Consider the following 15,993-nt stretch of genomic DNA (forward strand, 5'->3'; position numbering starts at 1 on the left):
CGCCGACGCGGACCGCCCCGCGGTGCGGCTAGTAGATTTTCGCGATGACTTCGCCGCCGACGCGTTGCCTGCGGGCCTCGCGATCGGTCATCAGTCCATTCGATGTCGACAGGATCGCGATCCCCATCCCTGCCCGGACCTTGGGGACCGAACTCGCGCCCACGTACTTCCTCAGCCCCGGCTTCGACACCCGCTCGAGGAGCCGGATCACGGGCCGCTCGTCCGACGTGTACTTCAGGTACACGCGCAGGCGACCGTGCCGGTTATCGTCCAGCACCTTGTAGCCGCGCAGAAAATGGTTCTCCGTGAGGATGCGCGCGATCTCGACCTTGATCTTCGAGAGCGGGATGTCGACCCGCCGGTGTCCCGCGCCCCCCGCGTTGCGGATCCTGGTCAGCATGTCCGCGATCGGATCGGTCATGCTCATGTCACCAACTCGCTTTCCGAACCCCGGGGATCTCTCCGCGCAGCGCCTGTTGCCGGAAGCAGATTCGGCAGAGGCCGAACTTCCTCATGTAGGCCCGGGCCCGGCCACACCGGTTGCAGCGCCGCACCGTGCGGGAGCTGAACTTCGGTTTCCGGTTCGCTTTCTGAATCAACGACGTCTTGGCCATGCGGTCTTTCCTGATGTGAGCCGTCTCCGGCGGCCCCGCCGGGGCGGAACTCCGCCTAGATGACGACCGGGACTTCGTCGCGGAACGGCATCCCCATCTCGCGAAGCAGGACGAGCGCCTCGTCGTCGCGGTCCGTGGTCGTGACGAATGTGATGTTCATGCCGTGGATCTTGACGATCTCGTCGTAGTCGACTTCGGCGAAGACCATCTGCTCCTGGATCCCCACCGTATAGTTGCCGCGACCGTCGAACGCCCGGCTCCTGAACCCCCGGAAGTCCCGAATTCGCGGCACCGCCGTGCTGATGAAGCGGTCGAGGAACTCGTACATTCGCGGGCCGCGGAGGGTGACCTTCGTCCCGACGGGCATGCCCTCGCGCAGGCCGAAGTTCGAGATGGAGTTCCGCGCTCGCGTAGTCACGGGGCGCTGGCCGCTGATCACCGCGAGTTCGTTCGCGGCGGACTCGAGCAGCTTCGGGTTGTCCTTCCCTTCGCCGAGCCCCGCATTGATCACGATCTTCTCGAGCCCCGGGATCTGGTGCGGGTTCTCGAATCCGAACACCTCGGCGAGCTTCGGCCGAACCGTGTCATCGTAGTGTATCCGCAGCCGCGGCTTTCCATTTTTCGAACTCATCGTTTCCTCGTCGCCCCTCAGCCCGCCGTCGGGATCGGGTTGTCGCAGCGCTTGCAAATCCGCTCGATCGTGCCGTCCGCGTCGTGCCGTCGTCGAACCCGTGTCGGCTCATCGCAATGAGGACACACGAGCATCACGTTCGAGACGCTGACCGGCTCCTCGTACGTGACGATCCCGCCTTCCGTGATGCCGCCTTTCGCGTTCGCCGCCGGGCGCTTGTGGTGCTTCCGCATGTTGACGTCCTGCACGACGACGAGCGCGCGCGCGGGGATCGCGCGCAGAATCCGTCCCTGGGCGCCGATGTCGTTGCCCGCGATCACCCTGACGGTGTCTCCGGTCCTCAGGTTCAGCTTCCTCTGGGTCATGTTCGGCTCGAATCCTCGCGCGGCTCTCAGATGACTTCGGGAGCGAGCGATACGATCTTCATGAACTTCTTCTCGCGGAGTTCGCGCGCCACCGGTCCGAAGATTCGGGTGGCGGTCGGCTCTCCCGCGTCGTTTATGATCACCGCCGCGTTCTCGTCGAAGCGGATGTAGCTGCCATCGCGCCGGCGGCTCTCCTTGGCGGTCCTCACGACCACCGCTCGCACCACCTCGCCCTTCTTCACGTTGCCGTGCGGCGTCGCGTCCTTGATCGTCGCGACGATCACATCGCCGACGCGTGCATACCGGCGGCGCGACCCTCCGAGAACTCGAATGCAGAGGGCCCGGCGCGCGCCGGAATTGTCCGCGATCCGGACCATGGACTCCTGCTGGATCATCTCGTGCCCCTCGCTAGTCCGGGCGCCGGATCAACTCGAGCACGCGCCAGCGCTTGTGCCGGGACAGCGGCCGGGTCTCTTCGATCCGGACGATGTCGCCGACCCTGTACTCGTTCGTCCCGTCGTGGGCCTGGTACCGCTTCCCCCGGCTCACCTGCTTGCCATACAGCGGATGGGCGAGGCGCCGTTCCACGGAGACCACGACGGTCTTGTCCATTCGGTCGCTCACGACCGTCCCGAGCCGGAGCTTCCGGCGGCCCTTCGTCCCGGATTGATCAGCCAACCTGGTTCTCCTCGCTACGCGCCCGTTCGGACTGCACGGTCTTCAGCCGGGCGATCTCGCGCCGCAGCGTCCGGAGGAGCGACGGGTTCTCCAGCTCCTCGAAGGCCACCCGATACCGCAGGCGCGCGATCTCGTTCTTCGCGCGGGCGAGTTCCTCCGCGAGTTCCTCGTCCGTGAACTCCCGGATCTCCATCGCGGTCATCGCCATCTATTCCTCCCGCACCAGGAAGCGCGTCTTGATCGGGAGCTTCGCGGACGCCAGTTCCATCGCGCGCCGCGCGAGTTCGACATCCACGCCCTCGAGTTCGAACATGACGCGCCCCGGCTTCACGGGAGCGACCCAGTACTCGGGATTCCCCTTGCCCTTGCCCATCCGCGTCTCGGCGGGCTTCTGCGTGAGCGGCTTGTCCGGAAAAATGCGGATCCAGACTTTCCCGCCCCGCTTGATGTGTCGCGTCATGGCGACACGCGCCGCCTCGATCTGCCGGTTCGTGATCCAGCCCGGTTCGATCGCCTGGAGGGCGTAGTCACCGAAGGAGACCTTGTTCCCGCGGTGCGCACTGCCCCGCAGGCGGCCCTTCTGCTGTTTCCGGTACTTGATGCGCTTCGGTTGCAGCATATTCCTTCTACCCTCGCCTGCGGCCGCCGCGACGGCGACCGCCCGCGGTATACGTCTGACCCCGGCGGTCCTCCACGATTTCGCCGTGGAAGATCCACACCTTCACCCCGATCGTGCCGAACGTCGTCCTGGCCTGGCGCTCCGCATAGTCGATGTCGGCGCGCAGCGTGTGCAGCGGGACGCGCCCCTCGTGATAGCCTTCCGAACGCGCGATCTCGGCCCCCCCGAGGCGGCCGCCGCACTGGATGCGGATGCCGTCCGCGCCGGCGCGCATGGCCGCCTGCACGGCCCGCTTCATCGCCCGTCGAAAACTGATGCGCTGCGTCAACTGGTGGGCGACATTATCGGCCACCAGCTGGGCCGCGGTCTCCGGGCGGCGAATCTCCTCTACGTTCACGGACACTTCCGCCTCGGTGAGGAGCGCCAGCTCGTCGCGCAGCTTGTCGACCTCGGCCCCGCGCTTGCCGATGACGACGCCCGGCCGGCCGGTGTGAATCGTAACGACGATCTTGGACGGCTTGCGTTCGATCTCCACGTGGGAGATGGCCGCGTGACCGAGCCGGGCGTGCAGGTACTTCCGCAGCTTCTCGTCTTCCGCGAGCAGCTTGGGGAATTCCCTCCCCTGCGCGTACCAGCGCGACCGCCAGGGTTTGACGGAGCCGAGCCGGAATCCGTACGGGTGTGTCTTCTGCCCCATTAGTCCCTCGTCTCCACGACGACCGTCACGTGACTGCTCCGCTTGAGCACGGGCGTGGCCCGCCCGTATGCGCGGGGGCGCCAGCGCCGAAGCGTCCTGCCTTCGTCCACATAGGCCTCACGCACGAAGAGTTCGTCCACATCGACGACCTCGCCCTCCTCGTCCGCCCGATAGGCCGCGTTCGCGACGGCGGAGCGGAGGACCTTGCCGACGGACCGGGCCGCTTTCTTCTTCGAGAACTGCAGGATGGCGTACGCCTCGTTTACGTCGCGGCCGCGAATCTGGTCGATGACCAGCCGCATCTTCCGCGCCGACATGCGGACGTTGTTCGCCTTCGCCGCGGCCCGCATCAGACCCGTCCCCTCCGGTCCCGCACAGAACCGGCATGACCCCGGAACGTCCGCGTCGTCGCGAACTCTCCCAGCTTGTGGCCCACCATGTTCTCCGTCACATAGACCGGGATGAACTTGTTCCCGTTGTGCACGGCGAGGGTGTGCCCCACGAAATCGGGACTGATCGTCGAGGCGCGCGCCCAGGTCTTGATGACCGACTTGCCTCCGGACTCGTTCATCCGCTGCACCTTCATGAGCAGCTTCTCGTCGATGTACGGTCCCTTCCTGACGCTTCTCGGCATTGCTTTCCCCCGCTCCTACTTCGTGGCCTTGCCGCGCTTGCGGCCGCGCACGATCAGCTTGTCGCTCGCCTTCCGCCTCTTCCTCGTCTTCCGTCCCTCCGGCTTGCCCCAGGGCGAGACGGGTGGACGGCCGCCCGAACTGCGGCCCTCGCCGCCCCCGAGGGGGTGGTCGACGGGGTTCATCGCCACACCCCGGACCTTGGGCCGGCGACCCTTCCACCGTGAGCGACCGGCCTTCCCGGCGCGGATCAGCTCATGATCGACGTTGCCCACCTGGCCGACCGTGGCCCGGCACGATTCCGGCACCATGCGCATCTCGGTGCTCGGAAGCCGCAGCGTCACCCTGCCCCTCTCCTTCGCGACGACCTGCACCGCCGCTCCCGCCGAGCGGGCAAGCTGCGCCCCCTTGCCGGGGACGAGTTCCACCCCGTGCACGACGGTCCCGAGAGGGACTTCGCTCAGAGGCAGAGAGTTCCCCGGCGCGGGATCGATGCCGGAACCGGAGAGCACGGTGTCCCCCACGCCCAGTCCCCGGGGGTGGAGGATGTAGCGCTTCTCGCCATCCGCGTAATGAATGAGGGCGATGCGGGCCGACCGGTTCGGATCGTACTCGATCTCCGCCACGACCCCCGGCACCCCGTCCTTCCGGCGCTTGAAGTCGATCCGCCGGTAGCGTCGCTTGTGGCCGCCGCCCCGCCGCCGGCTCGTGATCCGCCCGTGGTGGTTGCGGCCCGACTTCTTCGGCAGCCCCTCGGTGAGCGACTTCTCGGGCTCGCTGCGCGTGATCTCCTCGAAGGTCGAGACGCTGCGAAAACGGGAGGCCGACGTGACCGGCTTGAACTTTCGAATCGGCATCGATCAAGCTCCTTCCAGCACGTCAACGGGCCCATCCGCGACCTCGATGATCGCCTTCTTCCAGTGCGGCCGCCGACCCATGGTGCGCCCCACGCGCTTCTTCTTGCCCCGCACGTTCATCGTGCGCACCGAAGTCACGTGACAGCCCTCGAAGATCGCCTCGAAGGCCTTGCGGATCTCGATCTTGTTCGCGTCCGGCGCCACCTCGAAGGTGTACTTCGGGCGGGGCTCGACTTCCCCGCGTTCGATTCGGGCCTGGAGCCTGCGGCCCACCCCATCGGTCCCCTCGGACTGCAGGCTGGTCGAACTCTTCTCGGTGAAGAGAGGACGGAGGATGATCTCGTTCGGCGTGCGTCTCATGCGTCGCCCTCCTCGCCGGGCCCGGCCGACGCATCGAAGGCCGACGCCTCCACCAGCACCAGGTCCGACCACAGGATGTCGTACGCGGAGGCGTCGCCCCACGGGAGCACGCGAACTCCGGGCAGATTCCTCGCCGAGAGGTAGACGCTCGGCTTGTGGCCCGAAGTCAGGAGGAGAACGTTCTCGGACTCGCGTCCGATGCGGGTCAGGAGCGCGGCCACCTCGCGAGTCTTCGGCGGGTCGAAGTCCAGGTGCTCCACCAGCGCCAGATCGCCACTCAGCGCTCTCGTGTTGAGGGCCGACCGGATCGCCAGCCGACGCAGCTTCCGGGGCATGCGGACGCGATAGGAGCGCGGGTGCGGGCCGAAGACGACCGAGCCGCCCCGCCACAACGCGGAGCGGATCGTGCCGGCGCGGGCGCGACCGGTCCCCTTCTGCCGCCAGGGCTTGCGGGATCCCCCGTGTACCGTGGAGCGGCTCTTGGTCGAATGCGTGCCCTGGCGCCGGTTCGCGAGCAGGGCGGTGACGACCTGGTGGAGCGCATCCTCGTTGACGGTGCCGTCGAACGGCGTTCGCGGCAGCATCCGCTCCTCGCCGGAAGTGCCATCGGCCCGGTACGTCGAGACTTTCATCGGCCCGACCTCACCGTGACGATGTTGTTGCGCGCGCCCGGTACGGAGCCCTGGACGATGAGCAGGTTCTTCTCGGCATCGACGCGAATGACCTTGCGGCTCATCGCCATGTGCTTCGTCCCACCCATGCGGCCCGCCATCTTGACGCCCTTGATGACGCGGGACGGATCCGTGCCCGCCCCGATCGAGCCCGGCCCCCGCAGGACCGACGTCCCGCCGTGAGAGCCGCGGCCGCCGGCGAAGCCGTGCCGCTTCACGACGCCCTGGAAGCCGCGGCCCTTCGTCGCGCCGCTCACGCTCACCCGCGATCCGACTTCGAACATGTCGACCGTCAGCTGCTGGCCCGGCTCGAGATCCTCATTCCCGAAATCGAACTCGGCCAGGACCCGCGGTACGTGGTCGAGTCCGGCGCGCGCGGCGTGGCCCTTGGCCGGTTTCTTGGCCGGCCTTCGGACGTTGCTCTCCTTCACGCGGCCGAAGCCGAGCTGGACCGCGTCGTATCCGTCGCGCTCGGCGGTCTTGATCTGAACCACCGGACACGGCCCGACCTCGAGCACGGTGACGCCGACCGCCTTCCCGTCGTCGTCGAAGATCTGCGTCATGCCGATCTTGCGGCCGATCAACCCGGGCATCTCGCTACCCGACCTTGATTTCGACGTCGACGCCGGCAGCCAGATCCAGCTTGGTCAGCGCGTCGATCGTCTGCGGACGGGAGTCGTGGATGTCGATGAGCCGCTTGTGCGTCTTGAGTTCGAACTGCTCGCGCGACTTCTTGTCCACGTGCGGGCTCCGCAGGACCGTGAACAGTTGGCGACGCGTGGGCAGCGGGATCGGCCCGCTGACGGTCGCACCGGTCTTCTGGGCGGTCCGAACGATGTCCGACGCCGTCTGGTCGATCACCGCCGGATCGAACGCCTTCAGCCGAATCCGAATCTTCTGAGCCATGTCTCGGTCGTTTCGCTTCCGGGGCGTCGGGCTAGTCGTGGATCGCGGTGACGACGCCGGCACCCACCGTCCGTCCGCCCTCGCGGATCGCGAAGCGCAGGTTCTCCTCCATCGCGATCGGCGCGATCAGCTCCACCGCCATGTTCACGTTGTCGCCCGGCATCACCATCTCCACCCCCTCCGGAAGCTCCGCCGAGCCCGTCACGTCCGTCGTCCGAAAGTAGAACTGCGGCCGGTATCCGTTGAAGAACGGCGTGTGACGGCCCCCCTCGTTCTTCGTCAGCACGTACACCTCCGCGCTGAACTTCCGGTGCGGCGTGATCGACCGGGGGTGCGCGATCACCATCCCGCGCTCCACCTCCGTCTTCGCCACGCCCCGCAGCAGCAGGCCCGCGTTGTCCCCCGCCCGGCCCTCGTCCAGGATCTTGCGGAACATCTCCACGCCCGTCACCACCGTCTTCTTCTCGGAGCCCAGCCCCACCAGCTCCACGCCCTCGCCCGTCTTCACCACCCCGCGCTCGATCCGGCCCGTCACCACCGTCCCCCGGCCCGTGATCGTGAACACGTCCTCCACCGGCATCAGGAACGGCTTGTCCGTCGCCCGCTCCGGCACCGGGATGTACGTGTCCAGCGCCTCCATCAACTCCGCGACGCACGCCGTCTCCTCCGCCTCCGGATCCCCGCTCTCCAGCGCCCGCAGCGCCGAGCCCCGGATCACCGGCACGTCGTCGCCCGGAAACTCGTACTCGCTCAGCAGCTCGCGGACCTCCAGCTCCACCAGGTCCAGCAACTCCTCGTCGTCGACCTGGTCCACCTTGTTCAAAAACACCACGATGTACGGCACGTTCACCTGCCGGGCCAGCAGAATGTGCTCCCGCGTCTGGGGCATCGGACCGTCCGCCGCCGACACCACCACGATCGCCCCGTCCATCTGCGCCGCGCCCGTGATCATGTTCTTCACGTAGTCCGCGTGCCCCGGACAGTCCACGTGCGCGTAGTGCCGGCCCTCCGACTCGTATTCCACGTGCGCCGTCGCGATCGTGATCCCGCGCTCCCGTTCCTCCGGAGCCTTGTCGATCTGGTCGAACGCCACGTACTCCCCGTATCCCTTCGTCGCCTGTACCTGCGTGATCGCCGCCGTCAGCGTCGTCTTCCCGTGGTCCACGTGTCCGATCGTGCCCACGTTCACGTGCGGCTTCGTCCGCTCGAACCTTTCCTTCGCCATCGCCCCTGTTTCTCCTTTGTGCCGGCTCAGGCCCGGCCTCCGGTGCCCGCTGGTGCGGAGCCCCGGCGGTCCCGGACCGCTATGCGCCGTTGGCGGAGACGATCTCCGCCGTCTTGGATCCCGGAACTTCCTCGTAGTGAGAGAACTGCATGGTATAGACCGCGCGCCCCTGGCTCATCGACCGAAGCGAGGTCGCGTAGCCGAACATCTCCGACAGCGGCACGGACGCTCCGATCACCCGCGCGGACGAACGCTGCGTCATGCCGCCGATCTTTCCGCGCCGGCTCGACAGATCGCCCATGACGTCGCCGAGATAGTCGTCCGGCGTGACCACTTCAACGTTCATGACCGGCTCGAGCAACACCGGCTGCGCCTTGCGGGCGCCTTCCTTCAGGGCGATCGAGCCCGCGATCCTGAACGCCATCTCGCTCGAGTCGACTTCGTGATACGACCCGTCGATCAGCGTCGCCTTGACGTCGATGATCGGGTAGCCGGCGACGATGCCGGAATCGAGCGCTTCGCGAATCCCCTGCTCCACGGACATGACGTACTCACGCGGCACGTTCCCGCCGCGGATCTCGGAGTCGAAGACGAACCCTCCCCCGGGGTCGGTCGGCTCGAGGTTGATGATCACATGCCCGAACTGCCCGCGCCCTCCCGACTGACGCACGAAGCGGCCCTCCACCTTCCGGACCGCCTTGCGAATCGTCTCCCGGTAGGCCACCTGCGGCCGGCTCACATTGGCGTTCACGCGGAACTCGCGCTGCAAGCGGTCGACGATGATCTCGAGATGGAGTTCGCCCATCCCGCTGATGATCGTCTGCCCGGTCTCTTCGTCCGTATGGACGCGGAAGGTCGGATCTTCCTCGGCCAGCTTCGCCAGGGCTTCCGCGAGCTTTTCCTGGTCCGCCTTCGTCCTCGGTTCGATCGCCACCCGAATGACCGGTTCGGGGAAGCTCATCGACTCGAGCACGATCGGGTCGCTCCGGGACGAGAGCGTATCCCCCGTCCGGGTGTGCTTGAGCCCGATCGCCGCCGCGATGTCTCCGGCGAACACCTCGTCCCGCTCTTGACGCTTGTTCGCGTGCATCTGGAGGAGGCGTCCGACACGCTCCTTCCGGCCCCGGGACGAGTTCAGGACGTATGATCCGGCCTTCGCCGTCCCCGAGTACACCCTGAAGTAGGTGAGACGTCCCACGTACGGATCCGTGGCGATCTTGAACGCGAGCGCCGAAAACGGCGCCGCCTCGTCAGCCCCGCGCTCGACCACGGACTCGTCCCGCTGCGGGAGGTGGCCCGTGACCGGACGCACGTCGAGCGGAGAGGGGAGGTAGTCGATCACCGCGTCGAGGAGCCGCTGCACGCCCTTGTTCTTGAAAGCGGACCCGCACAGGATCGGTGTGATCCCATTCGCCAGCGTCGCCCTGCGGACGGCCCGCCGAACCTCGTCTTCGGTAAGTTCCTCGCCGTCGAGATACTTCTCGAGCAGCGACTCGTCGTACTCGACCGCGGCCTCGATGAGTTCGCTGCGGAGTTGCGCCACTTCTTCCAGCAGCGCATCCGGAACGGGGCCCTCGCTCCAGCGGGCACCCAGCGACTCATTGTCATAGACGACCTTGACCTCGCGCACGAGGTCGACCATGCCGGTATAGAGTTCGCCCTCGCCGAGCGGGATCTGGAGAGGCCGCGCGTTCGCGCCGATCCGTTCGCGCATCATGTGGACGACGTTCATGAAGTCGGCGCCGACGCGGTCCATCTTGTTGACGAACGCGATGCGAGGGACGCCGTACTTGTCCGCCTGGCGCCAAACGGTCTCCGATTGCGGCTCTACGCCGCCGACCGCGCAGAACAGGGCGACCGCGCCATCGAGCACCCGCAGGCTTCGCTCCACCTCGACCGTGAAGTCCACGTGCCCCGGCGTGTCGATGATGTTGATGCGGTACGGTTCCTCGTGGCGCTCCCAGTAACAGGTGGTCGCGGCCGATGTGATCGTGATGCCGCGTTCCTGCTCCTGCTCCATCCAGTCCATGGTCGCGTCGCCATGATGCACTTCACCCAGGCGATGCGTCCGGCCGGTATAGAACAGGACCCGTTCGGTCGTCGTCGTCTTCCCGGCATCGATGTGCGCCATGATGCCGATATTCCGAAGCCGCTCCAGCGGCGTTCTTCTTTCCATCGATCGATTTATCTGTACCTGGAATCGTGTCCGGGACCCGTTGCGGCCGCGTTCATCCGGAAACGCCGCCCTACCACCGGTAGTGCGCGAACGCCTTGTTCGCGTCGGCCATCCGGTGGACATCCTCCTTCTTCCTCACCGCCCCTCCGTCACCCCGCGCGGCCTCAAGAAACTCGCCCGCGAGACGCTGCGCCATCGTCTTGCCGGAGCGCCCGCGCGCGTGCTGGACGAGCCATCGGCGCGCGAGCGAGTCCCGCCGCCGATACGACACCTCCATGGGCACCTGGTACGTCGCGCCGCCCACCCGGCGGCTCCGCACCTCGAGGATCGGCTTCACGTGCTGCAGCGCCTGCCGGAACACGTTCATCGCGGGCTGTCCCGTCTTCATCTCGACGGTCCGCATCGCGTCGTAGAAGATTCGCTCCGCGAGCGACTTCTTCCCGTCCAGCATCAGCATGTTGATGAACTTCGTGACTTCGGTGCTCCCGTACCGGGAGTCCGGGGTCACCTCACGCTGTTCAGCACGGTTTCGTCGTGGCATCTCGTCCCGCCGTGTGCGTCTCCGGTCCACCCGGAGAACTCGTACATGCGCCAAGGCCCGGCCACGGACTCCGAGGCCGGGCCCTGTTTCACCCGCGGGTGAACCGCTCCGGACGACGGATCGTCCGGCCCGCTCGAATCTCCGGGGAGGACCCCGAACTATTTCCTCTTCTTCGAACCGTATTTCGACCGGCCCTGGTTCCTGTCGTCCACACCGGAAGCGTCGAGCGTTCCCCGGATGATGTGGTATCGGACACCCGGGAGATCCTTCACTCGTCCACCCCGAATCAGCACGATGCTGTGCTCCTGGAGATTGTGCCCTTCTCCCCCGATGTAGGCCGTCACCTCATAGCCGTTCGTGAGCCGCACGCGCGCGACCTTGCGCAAAGCCGAGTTGGGCTTCTTCGGCGTCGTGGTGTACACGCGCGTGCAGACGCCGCGCCTCTGGGGATTCCCCTCCAGCGCGGGTGCCTTGCTCTTCTTCTCAACCTTTCGGCGGCCCTTGCGGACCAACTGATTGATGGTCGGCATTCCCGCTCCATCGCTCCCTCCGGCCGCACCGGTGCGCCGATCACCGAACAAGGGCCCGGCCGTTGGGGAGAAAAAAATCGGGGGCGGATCAAAACCGCCCCCGCGGCGACTGCCGACCGGCCGGTCGACAGAACACGGAGAGTAGTGACGCTACGTGCCGGTGTCAAGCGGCTTTGGGCCGTTTCGAGAGCGGCCGGCCGGAGGCGCGGATCAGGTGGTCAGCAGCGCACTCTCCTCCGGGGCCGTCTCCTCCTCCGCCTGGTCCCGAAGATCGGAGAAGAGGCTCCGGGGCGCTTCCTCGGGCAGTACCCGGCGGCGCATGGAATCGATCTGCGCCTTGAGCGAGTCGTCGATCAGGAACTCTATGTCGGAGAAACGGTGCGTCCCCGTCCCGGCCGGGACGAGATGCCCAATGATGATGTTCTCCTTCAGTCCCCGCAGCTGGTCCTTCGCCCCCCGTACCGCGGCGTCCGTGAGGACGCGCGTCGTCTCCTGGAACGAGGCCGCGCTGATGAACGATTCCGTCGTCAGGCTCGACTTCGTGATCCCGAGGAGAATGGGCTCGGCCCGGGGCGGCTTGCTCCCGCTCCCGAGCTCCCGGCGCGCGGCGTCGCGGAACTCCATGCGATCGACGTGCTCGCCCTCCAGGAACTCCGTCGCTCCCGGGTCGGTGATGCGGACCTTCTGCAGCATCTGGCGCACGATGACCGCGATGTGCTTGTCGTTGATCCGCACCCCCTGCAGCCGGTAGACCTCCTGGATCTCGTTCAACAGGTACTCCTGGACGGCGCGCGGTCCCCTCACCCGGAGGATGTCGTGCGGGTTCACGGGTCCCTCGGAGAGCCGGTCTCCGGCGCGTACGAGGTCCCCTTCGTGCACGCGCAGGTGCTTCCCGACCGGGATCTGGTACACCATCTCCTCGTCGCCGTCCATCGTGACGATGATCTCGCGCTTCCCGCGCTTGATCCCGCCGAACGAGACGCGGCCGTCGACCTCCGTAATCGTCGCCGGGTCCTTGGGCCTCCGGGCCTCGAACAGTTCGGCGACCCGGGGCAGGCCTCCCGTGATATCACGGGTCTTGTACGCTTCCCGGCTGATCTTGGCGAGGACCTGGCCCGCGCTGATCGCCTGGCGGTTCTGCACCAGGAGCTGCGCGCCGACCGGGACGATGAACTCGCGGAGCTTCCGACCTTTCCCATCGACGATGTCGAGGACCGGGTGGAGCTTCTTTTCGCGGTCCTCGATGATGACCTGCTGGCGCCGGCCGGTCGCCTCGTCGAGCTCCTCGCGCACCGTCTCCTCCGGCACGATGTCGGTGAAGCGGATGCGGCCCTTCTTGTCGGCCACGATCGGCTCGGAGTAGGGGTCCCAGCCGAAGAGCAGATCGCCGTGCGACACCTCCACGCCGTCTTCAACTATGAGCGTCGCGCCATACGGGACCGCGAGACGCGAGAGGATGCGATCATCCGCGGTCTTCATGAGCAGTTCACCCTCGCGGCTCGTGACGATCGTATCGCCCGAGGGGTCCTCCACGGTCGTGACGCGCTCGAAGGCGACCATGCCCTCGAGCTTCGAGCGACGCTGCGTCTGCGCCGCGATCCGGGCCGCCGTCCCTCCGATATGGAAAGTCCGCAGCGTGAGCTGCGTGCCGGGCTCGCCGATCGACTGCGCGGCCAGGATCCCGACCGCCTCCCCCAGGTCGACAGGCCCCATCGTCGCCAGGTTGCGGCCGTAGCACTGCTGGCAGATGCCCCGCCGCGACTCGCAGGTGAGGACCGAGCGAATCCGTACCTGCTGTACCCCGCTCTCGTCTATGGCCCGGGCCCGCGCCTCCGTGATCATTTCGCCCGACTCGACGATGACCTCGTCGTCGATGGGATCGATCACGGCTTCGGCCGCGATGTTGCCCGCCACGCGATCCGACAGCGGCTGGATGATGTCTTCGCCCTCCTTCAGAGCCGTGACGTCCAGCCCGAGGATCGTATTGCAGTCCTCCTCGATGATCGTGACGTCCTGCGCCACATCCACGAGCCGCCGCGTCAGGTAGCCGGCATCGGCCGTCTTGAGCGCGGTGTCCGCGAGTCCCTTGCGGGCCCCGTGGGTCGAGATGAAGTACTCGAGTACGCTGAGGCCCTCCCGGAAGTTCGAGCGGATCGGGCTCTCGATGATCTCTCCGATTCCGCCCGTCAGCTTCTTCTGGGGCTTCGCCATGAGCCCGCGCATCCCCGCCAGCTGTCGGATCTGATCGCGCGAACCCCGCGCGCCGGAATCGAACATCATGTAGATGGGATTGAATCCCTCTCTCGAGCTCTTCAGCCCCCCCACCATGGCGTCGGCCACATCGTTGTTGGCGTGGGTCCAGGCGTCGATGACCTTGTTGTATCGCTCGCCGAAGGAAATCACGCCTCGGTGGTACGCCTTCGTGAAGCGATTCACGTCCTCCTGCGCCTCCCCGAGGATCTCCTGCTTCTCCGTCGGGATCTCCATGTCGTCGAGCCCGATCGAGACGCCGGCCCGGGTGGCGTACGTGAACCCGAACTCCTTGAGTTCATCCAGGAAGGTCGTGGTCTCCTCGAGGCCAGCCAGCCGGAACGACTGGAAGACGAGGTCTCCCAGCGCACCCTTGCCGAGCGTCTCGTTCACGTACGGCACCCGGTCCGGAAGGATCGCGTTGAAGAGAGCCCGTCCGACGCTGGTCACGATCCACTTCTTCTCGTTCTGTCCGTCGTCGGTCTTCTCCTCCACGAGGAGCCGGATCGGCATGTGATAGTCCGGCGTCCCCGCGGCCGATCGCAGATATCCGGTTTCCAGTGCGAGTTCGACCTGCGCCGCGTCCGCGAAGTGCGGAAGATCGGTGCGGCTCTGCTGCGCCTCGAAGTCCGGCCGCACCTTCGTCATGTAGTAGCAGCCCAGGACCATGTCCTGCGACGGAGACGCGATCGGCCGACCGCTCGACGGCTTCAGGATGTTGTTGCTCGACAGCATGAGGACTCGCGCTTCGAGCTGCGATTCGAACGACAGCGGGAGGTGCACCGCCATCTGGTCGCCGTCGAAGTCCGCGTTGAACGCGGCACACACGAGCGGATGGATGCGGATCGCCTTCCCTTCGACGAGGACGGGTTCGAAGGCCTGGATCCCCAGCCTGTGCAGCGTCGGTGCCCGGTTCAGGAGTACCGGGTGGTCCTTGATGATGTCCTCGAGGACTTCGTAGACCGTCGGGTCGTCCAGCTCGACGAGCTTCTTGGCGCGCTTCACCGTCTCGGCGTGGAGACGCCGCTCGAGCTCGTGGACGATGAACGGCTTGAACAGTTCGACCGCCATTTTCTTCGGCAGCCCGCACTGGTGCAGCTTCAACTCGGGGCCGACGACGATCACCGAGCGACCCGAATAGTCGACGCGCTTGCCGAGCAGGTTCTGCCTGAAGCGCCCCTGCTTCCCCTTGAGCATGTCCGACAGCGACTTGAGCGGCCGCTTGCCGCGCCCGCGAATCGCCTTCCCGCGCCGCCCGTTGTCGAACAGCGCGTCCACCGCCTCCTGGAGCATGCGCTTCTCGTTGCGCAGGATCACTTCCGGCGCGCGCATCTCGAGCAGCTTCTTGAGCCGATTGTTCCGGTTGATGACGCGTCGGTACAGGTCGTTGAGGTCGGAGGTCGCGAACCGGCCGCCATCGAGCGGGACGAGAGGACGGAGGTCCGGCGGAATCACCGGGATCACGTCCATGATCATGTGCTCCGGGCTGTTGCGCTTCGAGACCTCCTCGTCGCTGTTGCGGATCGCGTCGATGACCTTGAGGCGCTTCAGCTTCTTCTTCTTGCGATGCTTCGAGGTCTCGTGCACGACCTCGTAGCGCAGCTGTTCGGCGAGTTCGTCGATATCGAGCTGGCCCAGCAGGGTGCGGACCCCTTCGGCGCCGATCTCCGCCCGGAACTCCGTGTCCCTTTCCTCGCGCGCCTTGTCCGTCAGATCCCAGTACTCGTCCTCCTCGATCACCTGCTTGAACTCGACGTCCTGCCGGCCGGGTTCGGTGATCACGTACGCCGCGTAGTAGATGACCTTCTCGAGGTCCCTCAGCTTCATCCCGAGCAGATAGCCCATCTGCGACGGGAGCGTCTTGAAGAACCAGATGTGCGCCACGGGCACCGCGAGTTCGATATGGCCCATCCGCTCGCGGCGGACCTTGGAGAGCGTGACCTCCACCCCGCACTTGTCGCAGATGTGGCCGCGGTACCGGATCCGCTTGAACTTCCCGCAGTGACACTCCCAGTCCTTGACCGGCCCGAAGATCCGCTCACAGAAGAGACCGTCGCGCTCCGGCTTGAACGAGCGATAGTTGATGGTCTCGGGTTTCGTGACCTCACCATGGCTCCAGGAGCGGATCTCCTCGGGGGCTGCGAGCTTGATCTGGATCCAGTCGAACTCGGCCGTGCCGCTGCTGCGCTGTCGCGGAAAATCGATCATCTGTCACCCTCTTGGTTCGTTCCGGATCCGGGC

General features: G+C 66.4%; 21 protein-coding genes. All 21 read right to left on the reverse strand.

All coding sequences use genetic code 11. From position 1 onward, the window contains the following. Window positions 1-28: 28 nt before the first annotated feature. The 21 genes from rpsH to rpoC all read right to left on the reverse strand — a co-directional run bounded on the left by rpsH (window position 29) and on the right by rpoC (window position 15,960). Complete coding sequence (gene rpsH, locus ACOQPP_RS07380) at window positions 29-427, reverse strand: 30S ribosomal protein S8 (RefSeq protein WP_419164800.1); 399 nt, start codon at window positions 425-427, stop codon at window positions 29-31. A 1-nt stretch (window position 428) separates the two neighbouring features. Then, the gene (locus ACOQPP_RS07385) at window positions 429-614 is read right to left on the reverse strand and encodes a type Z 30S ribosomal protein S14 (RefSeq protein ID WP_419164799.1); all 186 of its coding nucleotides are present in this window, start codon (window positions 612-614) and stop codon (window positions 429-431) included. Window positions 615-669: 55 nt separating this feature from the next. Further along, on the reverse strand, window positions 670-1,245 hold the full coding sequence (gene rplE, locus ACOQPP_RS07390; RefSeq protein WP_419164798.1) for a 50S ribosomal protein L5: 576 nt from the start codon (window positions 1,243-1,245) through the stop codon (window positions 670-672). Window positions 1,246-1,262: 17 nt separating this feature from the next. Then, complete coding sequence (rplX, locus tag ACOQPP_RS07395; protein ID WP_419164797.1) at window positions 1,263-1,610, reverse strand: 50S ribosomal protein L24; 348 nt, start codon at window positions 1,608-1,610, stop codon at window positions 1,263-1,265. Window positions 1,611-1,636: 26 nt separating this feature from the next. Beyond that, complete coding sequence (rplN, locus tag ACOQPP_RS07400; RefSeq protein ID WP_419164796.1) at window positions 1,637-2,005, reverse strand: 50S ribosomal protein L14; 369 nt, start codon at window positions 2,003-2,005, stop codon at window positions 1,637-1,639. Window positions 2,006-2,018: 13 nt separating this feature from the next. Further along, window positions 2,019-2,288 (reverse strand): 30S ribosomal protein S17, encoded by a 270-nt coding sequence (rpsQ, locus tag ACOQPP_RS07405; protein WP_419164795.1) that lies wholly within the window; start codon window positions 2,286-2,288, stop codon window positions 2,019-2,021. After that, window positions 2,281-2,496 carry a 50S ribosomal protein L29 gene (gene rpmC / locus ACOQPP_RS07410; protein ID WP_419164794.1) on the reverse strand — a complete coding sequence of 72 codons (216 nt, stop codon included), beginning with the start codon at window positions 2,494-2,496 and terminating at the stop codon, window positions 2,281-2,283. The genes rpsQ and rpmC overlap by 8 nt, the downstream gene beginning before the upstream one ends. After that, the gene (gene rplP, locus ACOQPP_RS07415) at window positions 2,497-2,907 is read right to left on the reverse strand and encodes a 50S ribosomal protein L16 (protein WP_419164793.1); all 411 of its coding nucleotides are present in this window, start codon (window positions 2,905-2,907) and stop codon (window positions 2,497-2,499) included. A 7-nt stretch (window positions 2,908-2,914) separates the two neighbouring features. Continuing rightward, window positions 2,915-3,604 (reverse strand): 30S ribosomal protein S3, encoded by a 690-nt coding sequence (gene rpsC / locus ACOQPP_RS07420; RefSeq protein WP_419164792.1) that lies wholly within the window; start codon window positions 3,602-3,604, stop codon window positions 2,915-2,917. Then, entirely contained in the window at window positions 3,604-3,954 is a 351-nt protein-coding gene (gene rplV, locus ACOQPP_RS07425) for a 50S ribosomal protein L22 (protein WP_419164791.1), read from the reverse strand. The genes rpsC and rplV overlap by 1 nt, the downstream gene beginning before the upstream one ends. Next, a complete protein-coding gene (rpsS, locus tag ACOQPP_RS07430) occupies window positions 3,954-4,238 on the reverse strand; it encodes a 30S ribosomal protein S19 (RefSeq protein ID WP_419164790.1) in 285 nt (94 codons plus the stop codon). The genes rplV and rpsS overlap by 1 nt, the downstream gene beginning before the upstream one ends. Window positions 4,239-4,253: 15 nt before the next feature. Beyond that, window positions 4,254-5,093 (reverse strand): 50S ribosomal protein L2, encoded by an 840-nt coding sequence (gene rplB / locus ACOQPP_RS07435; protein ID WP_419164789.1) that lies wholly within the window; start codon window positions 5,091-5,093, stop codon window positions 4,254-4,256. A 3-nt stretch (window positions 5,094-5,096) separates the two neighbouring features. After that, on the reverse strand, window positions 5,097-5,453 hold the full coding sequence (rplW, locus tag ACOQPP_RS07440; protein ID WP_419164788.1) for a 50S ribosomal protein L23: 357 nt from the start codon (window positions 5,451-5,453) through the stop codon (window positions 5,097-5,099). Beyond that, window positions 5,450-6,085 (reverse strand): 50S ribosomal protein L4, encoded by a 636-nt coding sequence (rplD, locus tag ACOQPP_RS07445; protein WP_419164787.1) that lies wholly within the window; start codon window positions 6,083-6,085, stop codon window positions 5,450-5,452. The genes rplW and rplD overlap by 4 nt, the downstream gene beginning before the upstream one ends. Continuing rightward, window positions 6,082-6,717, reverse strand: coding sequence for a 50S ribosomal protein L3 (gene rplC / locus ACOQPP_RS07450; RefSeq protein ID WP_419164786.1), 636 nt, complete (start codon window positions 6,715-6,717; stop codon window positions 6,082-6,084). The genes rplD and rplC overlap by 4 nt, the downstream gene beginning before the upstream one ends. Before the next feature lie 4 nt (window positions 6,718-6,721). Next, the gene (gene rpsJ / locus ACOQPP_RS07455) at window positions 6,722-7,030 is read right to left on the reverse strand and encodes a 30S ribosomal protein S10 (protein ID WP_419164785.1); all 309 of its coding nucleotides are present in this window, start codon (window positions 7,028-7,030) and stop codon (window positions 6,722-6,724) included. A 31-nt stretch (window positions 7,031-7,061) separates the two neighbouring features. Next, the gene (gene tuf / locus ACOQPP_RS07460) at window positions 7,062-8,255 is read right to left on the reverse strand and encodes an elongation factor Tu (protein ID WP_419164772.1); all 1,194 of its coding nucleotides are present in this window, start codon (window positions 8,253-8,255) and stop codon (window positions 7,062-7,064) included. A gap of 79 nt (window positions 8,256-8,334) precedes the next feature. Next, window positions 8,335-10,431: an elongation factor G gene (gene fusA / locus ACOQPP_RS07465; protein WP_420636187.1), complete on the reverse strand. Its 2,097-nt coding sequence runs from the start codon at window positions 10,429-10,431 to the stop codon at window positions 8,335-8,337. A 70-nt stretch (window positions 10,432-10,501) separates the two neighbouring features. Further along, complete coding sequence (gene rpsG / locus ACOQPP_RS07470; RefSeq protein WP_419164782.1) at window positions 10,502-10,972, reverse strand: 30S ribosomal protein S7; 471 nt, start codon at window positions 10,970-10,972, stop codon at window positions 10,502-10,504. Window positions 10,973-11,130: 158 nt separating this feature from the next. After that, window positions 11,131-11,502: a 30S ribosomal protein S12 gene (rpsL, locus tag ACOQPP_RS07475; RefSeq protein ID WP_419164781.1), complete on the reverse strand. Its 372-nt coding sequence runs from the start codon at window positions 11,500-11,502 to the stop codon at window positions 11,131-11,133. A gap of 210 nt (window positions 11,503-11,712) precedes the next feature. After that, window positions 11,713-15,960: a DNA-directed RNA polymerase subunit beta' gene (gene rpoC / locus ACOQPP_RS07480; RefSeq protein ID WP_419164780.1), complete on the reverse strand. Its 4,248-nt coding sequence runs from the start codon at window positions 15,958-15,960 to the stop codon at window positions 11,713-11,715. Window positions 15,961-15,993 lie beyond the last annotated feature (33 nt).

Source organism: Candidatus Palauibacter sp. (assembly GCF_965222475.1).
Lineage (GTDB): Bacteria > Gemmatimonadota > Gemmatimonadetes > Palauibacterales > Palauibacteraceae > Palauibacter.